Here is a 12,649-nt window from a genome sequence, read left to right on the forward strand (position 1 = left end):
GCGATGGAACGGATCGAGTCGCATGCCTGTTTCGACGGCCGCCAGGAAGTCTGGAGCCATGCTTCCGGCGCGCTCGGCTGCACGATGCGTTTCGGCGTGTTCCTGCCCCCGCAGGCGCGGCGCGAATCCTGCCCGGTGCTGTACTGGCTTTCGGGCCTGACCTGCACCGAGCAGAACTTCATCACCAAGGCCGGCGCGCAGCGCCATGCCGCCGAGCACGGGCTGATCCTGGTCGTGCCGGATACCAGCCCGCGCGGCGACGGCGTGGCGGACGCGGCCGGTTACGACCTCGGCCAGGGCGCGGGCTTCTACCTGGATGCGACGCAACCGCCGTGGGCGCCGCACTACCGCATGCACGACTACGTCGCGCGCGAGTTGCCCGGGCTGGTCGAGGCGAACTTCCCCGCCGGCGATGCGCGGGGGATCAGCGGCCATTCGATGGGGGGGCATGGCGCACTGGTGGCGGCATTGCGCAATCCCGGCCGCTACCGCAGCGTGTCCGCGTTCGCGCCGATCGTGGCGCCGTCGCGGGTGCCGTGGGGCGAGAAGGCGTTCGCGGCCTACCTGGGCGAGGATCGCGAAAGCTGGCGGCAGTGGGATGCGGCCGAGCTGGTCGCGGGCGCGGCCGAGCGCCTGCCGCTGCTGGTCGACCAGGGCGACGACGACGAATTCCTCGCCAGCCAGCTGCGCCCGGAACTGCTGCGCGCCGCCTGCGTGGCCGCCGACCATCCGCTGCAGCTGCGGATGCAGCCCGGCTACGACCACAGCTACTACTTCATCGCCAGCTTCATCGGCGAGCACGTCGCCTGGCACGCAGAGGCGTTGCGCCGCCCGGTCTAGGCCGGCCTGCTTCCGGGCAATGCCTGCGTGGCCGAGGCGGCGACGGGCACGAAGTCGGTGTAGGCGAAGCGCCCGTCCCGCAGTACCGTCTCGCCGCTGCGCAGCGCCAGTGGATGCGTGAACATCGGGCCCGCCGCGACGCAGGTATGGAATTCCCCGTTCTCGCCGCAGGGGTCGACACCCTCGGGCAACGCCGCCAGCAGGCCGGCATCGAACGCCCGTCCGGCAAACGCGGGATCGAGTTGTTGCGTATCCACGCAGCACAGGGTCGCGCGCAGGCCGCCGGCGATCATCGTGCGCGCCAGCGCCGCGGTATCGCTGCCGAACAGCGGGTAGTGCGGGGCCCAGCCGGCGCGCGCGCACAGCGCGTCGCGCCAGGCCTTGACGTCCTCCAGCAACAGGTCTCCGAAGGCGATGTCGCGCAGCCCCGGCCAGCGCGTGCGCGCCTGCGCCAGGGCCGCGGTGAACACCGCTTCGTAGGTCGTGTTGTCGGCGCCCCGGGGCATGCGCGCCTCGATCACCGGCAAGCCCGCCGCCGCGGCCTGTGCGTGCAGCACCTCGACGCGGATGCCCTGCATGGCGACGCGCCCATGCTCCTGCGTGATCGTGGTCAGCAGGCCGACGACCTCGACCTCGTCGCGCTGGCGCAAGGCGTGCAGCGCCCAGGCCGCGTCCTTGCCGCCGCTCCAGGACACGATCGCCATCGGTTTCGCCATCGGCGCAGCTTAGCCGACGCCTGGAAAAGGGCCGATCCGCGCCGAACGCCGTGCCTTCGCTGGCGCGGCGAGCGGCTCAGGCGCTGGCCACGTCCGACAGCGTCCAGTGGCTGCCGGCGAGCAGCCGCAGGCGCTGCTTGAGCACGCTGCCCGGGATCGTGGTGGTGGCGACCAGGTCGATGTGCAGGTCGTGCTGCTGGCCGCTGACGGTGGCGGCGGGATCGACGGCCCCGAGCGCGGGATCGACGGCATCCGGGTCGTCCTGCGCCATGCGCCAGCGCTGGAACAGCTCGTCGCTGCGCAGCGCCTGCTGCAGTTCCAGCGCCAGTCCGTCGGCGCCCTGCGCGCGGAACGCGAATGCGGGATCGTTGCCGCGCGCGCGTTGCGGGTCGGGCAGGCTGAGGTAGTAGCGGATCGGCATGGAAGGCTCGCGTGGCGGGGTTCCCCCAGCCTAGCGCGTCGGCGTCGGCGTGGCGTCGACGCGCCGCGCCCGCCGGATCATGCGAACGCGTGCGCTTCGGCGGCGAAGCCGACCACCAGCGCGCCCTTGCCGACGTTGACCATGCCGGTCAGGCCCATCACCGTCTCGAACAGCTCGATGTTGTAGCTGGCGCAGGTCACGCGCAGGTCGTCGTAGCCGGGCAGGGCGCGCATCTCCTCGAGCGCGCCGCCGTAGCTCAGGCACAGGGTCGGGGTCATCAGCCCGTTGCGGATGCGGTCGCCGGCGAAGGCGAACAGCCGCTGTGCCGCCGCGTCCATGCCCTTGATCTTGGCCACCGGCCCGGTCTGGCCGCGGTTGCAGTGCAGGATCGGCTTGATGTCCAGCGCGCTGCCCAGGGTGGCGCTGAGCAGGCTGACGCTGCGGTCGCCGCGCTTGCGGGTGCGCGCGCGCAGGTAATGCAGGTCCGGCGCGATCATGTAGGCGTGGGTGTGCAGCGCCAGGTTCTCCAGCCGCGCGCGGATCTTGGGCGCGCCCTCGCCGGCCTCGATCAGGCGCACTGCCTCGACCGCGGTGACGCCCTGCCCGGCGAACACGTTCTGGGTGTCGATCACGCGCAGTGCGAACGGGGTGTCGTGGCCGGCCGCGGCGCGGATCGGCCGGTATTCGTTGAGGATCGCGAAGCTGGCCTGGGTGGCGTTGTCGAAGATCGGGCTGCGGGTACGGGTGGTGGTCAGGCAGAACACGTAGTCGTAGTCGATCACCAGCTTCTGCAGGAACAGGTCCTGGATCTGCTGCACCGTGAACGGCGAGGTTTCCGCGTCGGCGCCGCCGCTGGCCAGGTGCGACTCCAGGAACTGCAGCGTGGCCTGCTCGTTGCGATGGTCGGTGAGGGTGGCCTCGCCGATATGCACGGTGACCGGCAGCAGGGTGATCCGGTGCTGCTCGAAATACCCGGCGGGCAGGTCGCAGGCCGAGTCGACCACCAGTCCGATGCGCATGCCGTTGCTCCGATGCGTGACGTAGGTCGCACGCTACCCGATCGCGAGCACGGTTGCATCCGCCCCGGGGCCGCGATGCAGGCGCCGGGTCGTGCGGCGTCCACCCGCGTCCGGCCCGGCATGGCCCACTTGCCGGCGGGGCGGCCGGCGGCGGACACTGCGCGCAGCAAGGACGGGCCCAATGAAAGGCAAAGAGCAGATCGTCGACAACTGGCTGCCGCGCTACACGGGCGTGCCGCTGGACGGCTTCGGCGAACACATCCTGCTGACCAATTTCGGCGGTTACCTCGGGCATTTCGCCCGCCTCACCGGCGCGCCCGTCGTCGGCGCCGAGCGGCCGATGCCCAGCGCCACCGCCGACGGCATCACCATGATCAACTTCGGCATGGGCAGTCCCAATGCCGCGACCATGATGGACCTGCTGTCGGCGATCGCGCCCAAGGCGGTGCTGTTCCTGGGCAAGTGCGGCGGGCTCAAGCGCAAGAACCAGCTTGGCGACCTGATCCTGCCGATCGCCGCGATCCGCGGCGAGGGCACCAGCGACGACTACCTGCCGCCGCAGGTGCCTGCGCTGCCGGCATTCGCGCTGCAGCGCGCGGTCTCGACCATGGTCCGCGACCTCGGCCACGACTACTGGACGGGCACCGTCTACACCACCAACCGCCGCGTCTGGGAACACGACGAGGCCTTCAAGGAACGGCTGCGGGTGATGCGCTGCATGGCGGTGGACATGGAGACCGCGACGATCTTCGCCGCCGGGTTCGCCAACCGTATTCCCTGTGGCGCGCTGCTGCTGGTCAGCGACCAGCCGATGGTGCCCGAGGGCATCAAGACCGAGGCCAGCGACGCCAGGGTCAGCGCCGAATTCGTCGAGCGCCACATCCAGGTCGGGATCGAGGCGTTGCGCCTGATCCGCCGCCACGGCAAGTCGGTGCGGCACCTGCGCTTCGACGAGTAGCGGCTTGCGCAGGAGCGCCTTGCAGGCGCGAGCTCCATCCGGGTTGTATCGGTCGTGCAAAAAGCTCGCGGCTGCAAGCCGCTCCTGCACGGCGGTATCCTCGCTGCTCCCCAAACCGAGGCGCGGACATGGCCACCCAGACCTATACCGGCAGCTGCCACTGCGGCAACGTCCGATTCGAGGCCGACCTCGACCTGGCCACGGGCGGCGGCAAGTGCAACTGTTCGATCTGCCGCAAGACCCGCAACTGGAGCGCGAGCCTCAAGCCCGAAGCGTTCCGCCTCCTCGGCGACGAGGACGCGGTGGTGGATTACCAGTTCGGCACCGGCAGCGTGCACTGGCCCTTCTGCAGGACCTGCGGGGTGCGGCCGTACGCCCATGGCGACATCCCGGAAGCCGGCGGCAAGTTCTACTCGGTGCAACTGGCCTGCCTCGACGACGTGCCGGCGCAGGTGCTGGCCGACATGCCGGTGCGCTACAGCAACGGCCGCGACAACGACTGGTGGCACGAGCCCGGCGCTGCCGAGAAGCGCTTCCTGTGACGGCGCGCGCATGATCGCCGCGGCGGACATCGTCGGGTTCTGGCGCGGGGCCGGGCCGGGCAAGTGGTTTGGCGGCGGTCCGGGCTTCGACGCCGAATGCCGCGCCCGGTTCCTCGATGCGCACCTGGCCGCGTCGCGGCGCGAGTACGACCACTGGCTGGCGGATGCGGAAGGCGCATTGGGACTGCTGCTGCTGCTCGACCAGGTCCCGCGCAACATCTATCGCGGCAGCGCGCACGGCTACGCCACCGATCCATTGGCGCGCAGGCACGCGGCGGCCGCGCTCGCGGCCGGCCACGACCAGGCATTCGAACCGGCGTTGCGCGCGTTCTTCTACCTGCCGTACGAACATTCCGAGGACATCCTCGACCAGCGCCACGCGCTGACGTTGTTCGCGGCGCTAGGCGACGACAACTACCTGGCCTACGCGCAGGCGCACCATGACGTGATCGCGCGCTTCGGCCGCTTCCCGCACCGCAACCTGGCGCTGGGACGCGACAGCACGCCGGACGAACAGGCCTGGCTGGACGCGGGCGGCGGCTTCGGTTGAGGGCAGCGCACCGGCAACGACCCGCCGTTGCAGGAGCGGCTTCAGCCGCGACCGTGCCCGGACCGGATTCGGCAACCGGGCAGAGCCAAGGCACCGCCAAGCGCTGCCTGACTCGCTTGCCTGTTATTGTGTCGCATGCTTGAGTCGTGTCGCGGCTGGAGCCGCTCCTGCACGGTGCAGATGTGCCCTGCTCAGTACTTCCCGATCGCGGGATCGGCGTCGGCCCAGGCATCGATGCCGCCGACGATGTTGTAGACCTCGCGGAAGCCGAGCTGGCGGAAATGCTCCGCCGCCTGCGCGCTGCGGTTGCCGTGGTGGCACAGGAATGCCAGCGGCGTATCCCTGGGCAGCGCCTCGAGTTCGGCGATGCCGGCGTCCAGGGTCGCGAACTTCGCCTTGACCATGGCGAACGCGCGCTCTTCGGGTGGGCGGACGTCGACCAGGGTGATCGCGCCGGCGGCGAGCTTGCCCGCGGCTTCCACCGGCGACAATTCGCGCACCTTCGCCGGCGCGTTGGGATTTTCGATCACCAGCCCGCGGCCGCGTTCGTCGTCGACCCAGTCGATCGACAGGCCCTGCGCGCGGCGCGCGGAGGCCAGGTCGAACTGCGCGCGGATGCCGTCGACCTCGACCGCGATCGCGCCGGCATCCACCGGCGCCAGCTGCAACTTGGCGTTGAAGCGCGGATCGACCTCGATCTTCAGCGCATGGCCGTCGCCGGCGTTGGCCAACGCCTCGCGCAGCATGGCGACGGCGTCGGCGGAAATCGTGATCGCCGGCGGGGTGCGGTCCGGTGCCGGCAGGCCGAGCGCGGCATGCAGTTCGCCGCTGTTGGCCATCTGCTCGACGATGTCGCTGCCGCCGACCAGTTCGCCGCCAATGTAGAGCTGCGGGATCGTCGGCCAGTCGCCGTACTGCTTGATGCCCTCGCGGATCTCCGGATCCGACAGCACGTCGACATGGGCGTAGCCATCGACGCCGGCCGCCTCCAGCGCCGCCACCGCCTTCGCGGAGAATCCGCACTGCGGCGCGCGCGGCTCGCCCTTCATGAACAGCACCACTTGGTTGGCGGCAAGCAGCGCATCGATGCGCGCGCGCAGGGCAGGGTCGAGCGACATGGGAGGCATCCGGAAACGTGGGGACACGCATTCTACGCCCCCGGAAAACCGCGCTCCCACTACCGGATTCCGGCCGGAACTGCCCGCAGGCCGATGTCGCCGCCCCTTCCTCGGGGCCGATGTCGCACGGCATGATGGCCGCATGACCGATCCCGCCGCGCGCGCCGCCTCGCCGCTGCACCGCCTGCCGCGCCACGTGTACGCGTGGCCGTGGCTGGTGCTGCTGTCACAGGCACTGGTCGCGCTCGCGTGGTGGCGGCTGGGGTGGGGCTATGGCCTGCCGTTGCTGCTGGCCAGCCATGCGCTGCTGCTGTGGGGCGTGCTGTGGCCGCGATCGCGACTGTATGGCCCGGCGCTGTCGCGACTGCCGACGCGCGAGCGCGTCGCATGGCTGACGATCGACGACGGCCCGTCCGCCGACACCGCCGCGATCCTCGACCTGCTCGATGCGCACGCGGCGCAGGCGACCTTCTTCGTGGTCGGCGAACGCGCGCGCGCGCGGCCGGACGCCGTGCGCGAGATCGTGCGGCGCGGGCACACGCTCGGCAACCACAGCGCGACCCATCCCTCGGCCTGGTTCTGGGCGCTGGGGCCGCGGCGGATGGCGACGGAGATCGAACGCACGCAAGCGATCCTGGGCGAAATCGCAGGGACCGCGCCGCGCTGGTTCCGCGCCGTGGTGGGGATGGCCAATCCGTTCGTGTCGGCGCCATTGCGCAAGCTGGGGTTGGCGCGGGTGGCGTGGAGCGCGCGCGGCTTCGATGCCGTGGCCGCGGATCCGCGGCGGGTCGTCGCCCGGATCGAGCGCACGCTCGCGCCCGGTGCCATCGTGCTGCTGCACGAAGGCGCGGCGCATGGCCGCAATGTGGAAGCCATCGCGCTGCTGCTGCAACGGTTGGATGCGCTGGGCTATCGCTGCGTGCTGCCGGAAATGCTGGAGGCCGAGACCGGCGCCTGCCGCGCGCCGGAACTGTCGTAGCAGAGGCGGCTTCGATTGTGGGAGCGGCTTCAGCCGCGAGCCCTTGTGGTGAAAAGCTCGCGGCTGAAGCCGCTCCCACAGGAGGATACGCCTCCTACAGGGGCCGGGTCGCGACGACGCGCCAGTTGTTGAACGGCGTGTTGCCGTACAGCGGGGTGAATTCGCAGCGCAGGCCCGCGGCCTCGAAGCGCGCGCGCAGCGCGTCGGCGTCGGGATAGCGCTGCGGCCCGGCGTTCATCCAGCCCATCAGCCGCGACAGCGCATCGATCCGGCGCGTGGTCCGCGCCCGCGCGCTGCCATCGTCCAGTCCGGTGCGCAGCAGCAGCCGCGCGCCGGGCACCAGCATGGCGATGGCGGCATCGAGGATGCCGTCCTGCGCCTGCGCCGGCACGAACTGCAACACGTCGAGCAGGGCGACGCTGCCGCGGTGCGGCGGCAATCCGGTGGCGAGGTCCATGCAGTCGAACTCCACGTCGGCAAGCCCGGCGCTGCCGGCCGCACGCCGCGCTTGCGCGATCTTGCCGGCGTCGTTGTCGACCCCGCGATACGGCAGCGCGACGCCTGCGGCGCGCAGCGCATGGGCGAACAGGCCGATGCCGCAGCCCAGGTCCAGCAGCGGCGCGTGGCTGCCGCTCAGCGCGTCGACCATGCTCGGGTACAGCGGATCGCTGCCCAGCTTGGCGCGCGCGTAGTAGTAGTGTCCGCGATTGCCGTACCAGCGTTCAGGCAGGAAGGCGCGGGCGATGCGGACCGATGTCGCGCGGTCGAGCGGGCGGCCGGTGGCGATCGGCGCGGCCGTCATCGCGGCGCCAGCAACCGGCGCGCCGCGGGCAACGCCTGGCGCGCCCAGTCCGCGTGCGCGCGCGCCGACGGATGCAGGCCGTCGTCGGCGAGCATCGACGCATCCGCGCCATGCGCGCGCGACACCGTGGTGATGTCGACGAAGGCGACGCCATGCGCGGCGCAGATGGCGCGCGCCGCGGCGTTGAAGGCATCGAGCTCGCGCGCGATCGCATCGGGGTCGCGGCCGGATTCGCGGCCGAAACGGGTCGCGCCCCAGTCCGGGATCGACAGCACCAGCACCCGCCCGGCATCGCCGCCGGCAAGCCCGATCGCGCGCTCCAGCAGCGCCGTGAACTGCGTGCGGTACTCGTCGAGGTCGCGGCCGCGATACTGGTTGTTGACGCCGACCAGCAGGCTGACGAAGTCGTGATCGCCAATCGGTTCGGCCGCATCGATCGCCGCCGCCAGTTCGTCGGTGGTCCAGCCGGTGGTGGCGATGATGCGCGGATCGGCGAGCGCGACGCCTTCGGCCCGCAATGCGCGCGCCAGCTGCAGCGGCCAGCGGTCGTCCCCGGCCACGCCTTCGCCGATGGTGTAGCTGTCGCCGAGCGCGAGGTAGCGCAGGCCGTCGGCGCTTGCCGGCGCGCCATCGGCCACGTGGCCGGCCAGCATGCCCAGCGCCAGCGGGCCCAGCGCCATGGCGTCAGGCCACCGCGGCGTCGCGCGCGGCGGCATCGCGGCCGCCCGCCTGCGCGCGCCGCTCCAGCACCCGCTCGATCCGCGCGAACACTTCGCGCAGCAGCGGTGCCTCGGGCAGCAGGGTGACCCGGAAGTGGTTGCGGTACGGGACGTTGAAGCTGGAACCAGGCACCACCAGCACGTCCTCTTCCTCGAGCAGCTGCAGCGCGAAGGCGTGGTCGTCGAAGCCGCGCGCGGCCGCGCCGACCACCGCGGGGAAGCCGTACAACGCACCCTGCGGCGCCACCAGTGCGAGGTGTTCGCTGGCGTCGCAGCATTCGACCAGGGCGCGCCGGGTCTCGTGCAGGCGCCCGCCCGGCGCCACCAGCGCGCCGATGGTGTCGATGCCGAACAGGGCCTGTTCGATCGCGAACTGCCCGGGCACGTTGGCGCACAGGCGCAGCGCGCCGAGCAGGTCCATGGCGTGGTGGAAGTCGCCGCTGGCCAGCGGATCGCCGCTGAGCACCGCCCAGCCCACGCGCCAGCCGCAGGCGCGGTGCACCTTCGACAAGCCGCCGAACGACAGGCACGGCAGCTCGCCGGCCAGCGGCGCCAGCGGCTCGAAGCGCGCCTCGTCATAGAGGATGCCGTCGTAGATCTCGTCGGCCATCAGCAGCAGGCGGTGCCTGGCGGCGATGGCGACGATGCGCTCGAGCAGCGCGCGCGGATAGGCGGCGCCGGTCGGGTTGTTGGGGTTGATCAGCACGATCGCACGGATGCGTGGCGTCACCAGCGCCTCGATCTCGTCCGGATCGGGCAGGAAACCGTTCTCCGGCGCGCAGCGGTAATACACCGGGCGGCCGTCGTTGAGGATGGTGGCCGCGCTCCACAACGGATAATCGGGCGAGGGCAGCAGCACTTCGTCGCCGGGATTGAGCAGCGCGCGCAGCGACAGGTCGATCAGTTCGCTGACGCCGTTGCCGATGAAGACGCGCTCGGGCGAGGCGTTGGGCGTGCCGCGGCGGCGATGGAATTCGGCGATCGCCTCGCGCGCCGCCGGCAGGCCCTGCTGGTGGGTGTAGGGATCGGTGTGCGCGATCTGGCCGGCGATCGCCTGTTGCAGGTGTTCCGGGGCGCGGAATCCGAACGCGCCGGGGTTGCCGATGTTGAGCTTGACCAGGCTGCGGCCCCGGGCTTCCAGCTCGCGCGCGCGGCGGGCGAGTTCGCCGCGGATCTCGTAACGGACTTCGGACAGGCGTTCGCGGGTCTTGAGGCTGGGCGGGGACATCGGTGGCGGCAGGGCGACGGGCCTGCCAGCCTAGCCGATCCGGCCGCCGTCGCGGCGAGCACACGCGATAGAATCCGGGCATGCGCCCTTCCCGCCGCCACGCTTGAATTCCGGCTCCGCCGCGAGCCGCCGGCCGCGCGCGGCCAGGTCCGCGCCGGGTCGGCCCCCGCTTGCGATGCCGCTGCACCGCGCCGCCGCGCGCGTCGATATACGCTTGCCGGCATGACTGAAGATTTGGCCGGTTTGCGTGCCATCGGCTGGCCTTACCCCGGCCCCGTCACCGACCCGCAATGGGCCGCCCTGCTGGCCGCGCATCCGTTGGCGCGGCCGGCGCGGGTCACCGAGCAGCACCGCTCCGGCTACGTCGTCGCCGAAGGCGTGGAGGCGGGCGTCGCGGTCGAGTCGCCGCCGGACTGGCAACGCCCGCCCGGCTACCGCAAGGGCATGGTGCCGGCCGAGCAGCGCGCCGCGGTCGGCGACTGGGTGCTGGTCGAGGCCGGCAAGATCGTGGCCCTGCTGCCGCGGCATTCGGCGATCAAGCGCGGCGCCGCCGGCGAGCACTACAAGCAGCAGCTGATCGCGGCCAACATCGACACCGTGTTCGTGGTCTGCGGGCTGGACGCGGACTTCAACCCGCGCCGGATCGAGCGCTACCTGCTGCTGGTGCAGGGCAGCGGCGCCGGTGCGGTGGTGGTGTTGACCAAGGCCGACCAGGCCGCGGCGGGCAACCCGGACGCGATTGCCGAAGCGCTGGCCGCGCTCGCCGGCACCGCCGCACAGGGCGCGGCGGTGGTCGCGCTCAACGCCAGGGACCGCGACGATCTCGGCGCGCTCGCGCCGTGGCTGCAGCCCGGCCGCAGCATCGTGCTGGTGGGGTCGTCGGGCGCCGGCAAGTCGACGCTGACCAACACCCTGCTCGGGGTGGAGCGGATGAAGACCGGGGCCGTGCGCGACAGCGACGCCCGCGGCCGCCACACCACCACCCATCGCGCGTTGATTCCGCTGCCGTCCGGCGCCTGCCTGATCGACACCCCGGGCATGCGCGAACTCAAGCCGACCGGCGAGGAAGACGTCGCCGAGAATTTCTCCGACATCGAGGCGCTGGCCGAACAGTGCAGGTTCCGCGACTGCAAGCACGAGCGCGAACCCGGCTGCGCGGTGCGCGCCGCGCTCGAGGCCGGCACCCTGGACGGCGAGCGCTACGCCAACTTCCTGAAGCTGCGCGACGAGGTCGCCGGCGCCGCCGGCAAGCTGGCCAACCGGATGGCGCAGAAATCCGACGAGAAGGTGCAGGGCAAGGCATTGCACAAGCGGCTGGACGAGAAGTATGGACGCCATTAGGCCTCCGGGCGGGGGCGGGCGACGCACGCGCAACGCTGCGTTCCCGGCCATCGCCAACGCGGCGGGGGAGCGCCGGTGGATTCCCGCGGTGCCGGCACGCGACTCCCGCGACGCAGCCGGGATGACGGGCGCCGCGGGCGCCCGGGAATGCTGATGCCCCCGGCGCCCGAGGTCGCCCACCACGCCACGCTCGACGCACGCATGGTCCGCGCCGCGCGCGGGATCAAGCTGCTGGGCCTGGTCAGCTGGCCGATGGAGGTGCAGCAGGCGTTCCTGGCGCAGCGCGCGGCCGGCAATACCGCGCTTCCGCGCTTCGATTACCCGAAACACGATTTCAGCGAGGCGCGGCGCGAGCTGGACGCGATCGCCGCCGCCGCCGACCCGCAGCACCCGCTCGGGCGCTACCTGGCCGAATCCGCGCGGGCCTGGGCGATCGCCGCCGAACTGCTGGAAGCGCTCGGCAGCGCCGCCGTGACCACGCATTCGCAGCGGCTGTTCGGTCGCCCCGACGAGCCCTTGCCCGGCAACGGCCCGAGCACGCGCGAGGCGGCGCGCCATTTCATCGCCATCGCCGACGAACTCGACCGCGAACTGCTGGCGCCGTCCGAGCAGGTCGCGATTTCGGCCACCGCGCTGCAACTGCAACTGCAATCCGACCTCGACGACTTCTTCAACCAGCGCGTGATCGAGGTGGTGCTCGACCCGAGCCTGATCGCCAAGGCCGCCGCCGGCGCCACCCGCATCCGCCTGCGCGCCGGTGCCGCGTTCAGCGACTACGACCGCCACCAGCTGCTGCAGCACGAGGCCTTCGTGCATTCGCTCACCGCGCTCAACGGCCGCGAGCAACCGCTGCTGCAGAGCATGGCGCTGTCCTCGCCGCGCACCACCGCCACCCAGGAAGGGCTGGCGACGTTCGCCGAGCAGATCACCGGCAGCATCGACATCGAGCGCATGAAACGGGTGTCGCTGCGGATCGAGGCGGTGGCGATGGCGCTGGACGGCGCCGACTTCGTGCAGGTGTTCCACTATTTCCTCGACGCCGGCCAGGACGAGGTCGAGAGCTTCTCCTCGGCGCAGCGGGTGTTCCGCGGGGTGCCGCTGACCGGTGGCGCCGCGTTCACCAAGGACACCGTGTACCTGCGCGGCCTGATCGGCGTGCACACGTTCTTCCGCTGGGCGTTGCGCCAGCGCAAGCTGCGGCTGTGCCGGCAGCTGTTCGCCGGCAAGATGACCCTGGCCGACGCCACCCGCTTCGAGCCGCTGTTCGACGCCGGCGTGCTACTGCCGCCACGCTGGCTGCCGCACTGGCTGTCGCGGGCCAACGGCCTGGCCGGGATGCTGGCGTTCTCGCTGTTCGCCAACCGCATCCGCCTGGACGCGATGTCCGACGCGCCGCCGCTGCTGGCGACGCAATAG

At 71.6% G+C, this 12,649-nt stretch carries 14 protein-coding genes; 7 read left to right on the top strand and 7 right to left on the bottom strand.

What is annotated here, in order from left to right; translation table 11 throughout:
* Positions 1-3 precede the first annotated feature (3 nt).
* Complete coding sequence (gene fghA / locus MQC88_RS11290) at positions 4-840, top strand: S-formylglutathione hydrolase (protein ID WP_243322111.1); 837 nt, start codon at positions 4-6, stop codon at positions 838-840.
* On the opposite strand, the gene MQC88_RS11295 is transcribed toward fghA, so the two are convergent.
* From MQC88_RS11295 to MQC88_RS11305, 3 genes are all read right to left on the bottom strand, one after another.
* Positions 837-1,556, bottom strand: coding sequence for a Dph6-related ATP pyrophosphatase (locus tag MQC88_RS11295; RefSeq protein WP_243322113.1), 720 nt, complete (start codon positions 1,554-1,556; stop codon positions 837-839). The two genes, fghA and MQC88_RS11295, sit on opposite strands and share 4 nt — an antisense overlap.
* Before the next feature lie 76 nt (positions 1,557-1,632).
* A complete protein-coding gene (locus MQC88_RS11300; RefSeq protein ID WP_243322115.1) occupies positions 1,633-1,977 on the bottom strand; it encodes a hypothetical protein in 345 nt (114 codons plus the stop codon).
* A 77-nt stretch (positions 1,978-2,054) separates the two neighbouring features.
* Positions 2,055-2,996 (bottom strand): DegV family protein, encoded by a 942-nt coding sequence (locus MQC88_RS11305; protein WP_243322117.1) that lies wholly within the window; start codon positions 2,994-2,996, stop codon positions 2,055-2,057.
* 181 nt (positions 2,997-3,177) lie between these two features.
* Here MQC88_RS11305 and MQC88_RS11310 point away from each other — a divergent pair, with 181 nt between their 5' ends.
* The 3 genes from MQC88_RS11310 to MQC88_RS11320 all read left to right on the top strand — a co-directional run bounded on the left by MQC88_RS11310 (position 3,178) and on the right by MQC88_RS11320 (position 5,046).
* A complete protein-coding gene (locus MQC88_RS11310) occupies positions 3,178-3,954 on the top strand; it encodes an AMP nucleosidase (protein ID WP_243322118.1) in 777 nt (258 codons plus the stop codon).
* A gap of 128 nt (positions 3,955-4,082) precedes the next feature.
* A complete protein-coding gene (locus MQC88_RS11315; protein WP_243322121.1) occupies positions 4,083-4,496 on the top strand; it encodes a GFA family protein in 414 nt (137 codons plus the stop codon).
* Between the two features lie 10 nt (positions 4,497-4,506).
* Positions 4,507-5,046 (top strand): DUF924 family protein, encoded by a 540-nt coding sequence (locus MQC88_RS11320; protein WP_243322124.1) that lies wholly within the window; start codon positions 4,507-4,509, stop codon positions 5,044-5,046.
* Between the two features lie 191 nt (positions 5,047-5,237).
* On the opposite strand, the gene grxD is transcribed toward MQC88_RS11320, so the two are convergent.
* Positions 5,238-6,164, bottom strand: a complete 927-nt coding sequence (gene grxD, locus MQC88_RS11325; protein ID WP_243322126.1) for a Grx4 family monothiol glutaredoxin — start codon at positions 6,162-6,164, stop codon at positions 5,238-5,240.
* A 142-nt stretch (positions 6,165-6,306) separates the two neighbouring features.
* Between grxD and MQC88_RS11330 the strand changes: the two genes are divergently transcribed.
* Entirely contained in the window at positions 6,307-7,143 is an 837-nt protein-coding gene (locus MQC88_RS11330; RefSeq protein ID WP_243322128.1) for a polysaccharide deacetylase family protein, read from the top strand.
* A gap of 94 nt (positions 7,144-7,237) precedes the next feature.
* On the opposite strand, the gene MQC88_RS11335 is transcribed toward MQC88_RS11330, so the two are convergent.
* Genes MQC88_RS11335 through MQC88_RS11345 form a run of 3 tightly spaced genes read right to left on the bottom strand, consistent with a single transcriptional unit; the run spans position 7,238 to position 9,892 of the window.
* On the bottom strand, positions 7,238-7,945 hold the full coding sequence (locus tag MQC88_RS11335; protein ID WP_243322132.1) for a class I SAM-dependent methyltransferase: 708 nt from the start codon (positions 7,943-7,945) through the stop codon (positions 7,238-7,240).
* Positions 7,942-8,598, bottom strand: coding sequence for an SGNH/GDSL hydrolase family protein (locus MQC88_RS11340; RefSeq protein ID WP_243322352.1), 657 nt, complete (start codon positions 8,596-8,598; stop codon positions 7,942-7,944). Before MQC88_RS11340 ends, MQC88_RS11335 begins: the two co-directional genes overlap by 4 nt.
* 31 nt (positions 8,599-8,629) lie before the next feature.
* Positions 8,630-9,892, bottom strand: coding sequence for an aminotransferase class I/II-fold pyridoxal phosphate-dependent enzyme (locus MQC88_RS11345; protein WP_243322134.1), 1,263 nt, complete (start codon positions 9,890-9,892; stop codon positions 8,630-8,632).
* A 222-nt stretch (positions 9,893-10,114) separates the two neighbouring features.
* On the opposite strand from MQC88_RS11345, the gene rsgA reads away from it, so the two are divergent.
* Complete coding sequence (gene rsgA, locus MQC88_RS11350; RefSeq protein WP_243322136.1) at positions 10,115-11,233, top strand: ribosome small subunit-dependent GTPase A; 1,119 nt, start codon at positions 10,115-10,117, stop codon at positions 11,231-11,233.
* 153 nt (positions 11,234-11,386) lie between these two features.
* Complete coding sequence (locus MQC88_RS11355; protein ID WP_243322138.1) at positions 11,387-12,649, top strand: flavohemoglobin expression-modulating QEGLA motif protein; 1,263 nt, start codon at positions 11,387-11,389, stop codon at positions 12,647-12,649.

This window comes from Cognatiluteimonas sedimenti (assembly GCF_022808325.1).
Taxonomy (GTDB): Bacteria; Pseudomonadota; Gammaproteobacteria; order Xanthomonadales; family Xanthomonadaceae; genus Cognatiluteimonas; species Cognatiluteimonas sedimenti.

Coding starts and splice junctions, on each gene's coding strand:
- fghA (WP_243322111.1), top strand. CDS start 4: ATGGAACGGATCGAGTCGCATGCCTGTTTCGACGGCCGCCAGGAAGTC.
- MQC88_RS11295 (WP_243322113.1), bottom strand. CDS start 1,556: ATGGCGAAACCGATGGCGATCGTGTCCTGGAGCGGCGGCAAGGACGCG.
- MQC88_RS11300 (WP_243322115.1), bottom strand. CDS start 1,977: ATGCCGATCCGCTACTACCTCAGCCTGCCCGACCCGCAACGCGCGCGC.
- MQC88_RS11305 (WP_243322117.1), bottom strand. CDS start 2,996: ATGCGCATCGGACTGGTGGTCGACTCGGCCTGCGACCTGCCCGCCGGG.
- MQC88_RS11310 (WP_243322118.1), top strand. CDS start 3,178: ATGAAAGGCAAAGAGCAGATCGTCGACAACTGGCTGCCGCGCTACACG.
- MQC88_RS11315 (WP_243322121.1), top strand. CDS start 4,083: ATGGCCACCCAGACCTATACCGGCAGCTGCCACTGCGGCAACGTCCGA.
- MQC88_RS11320 (WP_243322124.1), top strand. CDS start 4,507: ATGATCGCCGCGGCGGACATCGTCGGGTTCTGGCGCGGGGCCGGGCCG.
- grxD (WP_243322126.1), bottom strand. CDS start 6,164: ATGTCGCTCGACCCTGCCCTGCGCGCGCGCATCGATGCGCTGCTTGCC.
- MQC88_RS11330 (WP_243322128.1), top strand. CDS start 6,307: ATGACCGATCCCGCCGCGCGCGCCGCCTCGCCGCTGCACCGCCTGCCG.
- MQC88_RS11335 (WP_243322132.1), bottom strand. CDS start 7,945: ATGACGGCCGCGCCGATCGCCACCGGCCGCCCGCTCGACCGCGCGACA.
- MQC88_RS11340 (WP_243322352.1), bottom strand. CDS start 8,598: ATGCTGGCCGGCCACGTGGCCGATGGCGCGCCGGCAAGCGCCGACGGC.
- MQC88_RS11345 (WP_243322134.1), bottom strand. CDS start 9,892: ATGTCCCCGCCCAGCCTCAAGACCCGCGAACGCCTGTCCGAAGTCCGT.
- rsgA (WP_243322136.1), top strand. CDS start 10,115: ATGACTGAAGATTTGGCCGGTTTGCGTGCCATCGGCTGGCCTTACCCC.
- MQC88_RS11355 (WP_243322138.1), top strand. CDS start 11,387: ATGCCCCCGGCGCCCGAGGTCGCCCACCACGCCACGCTCGACGCACGC.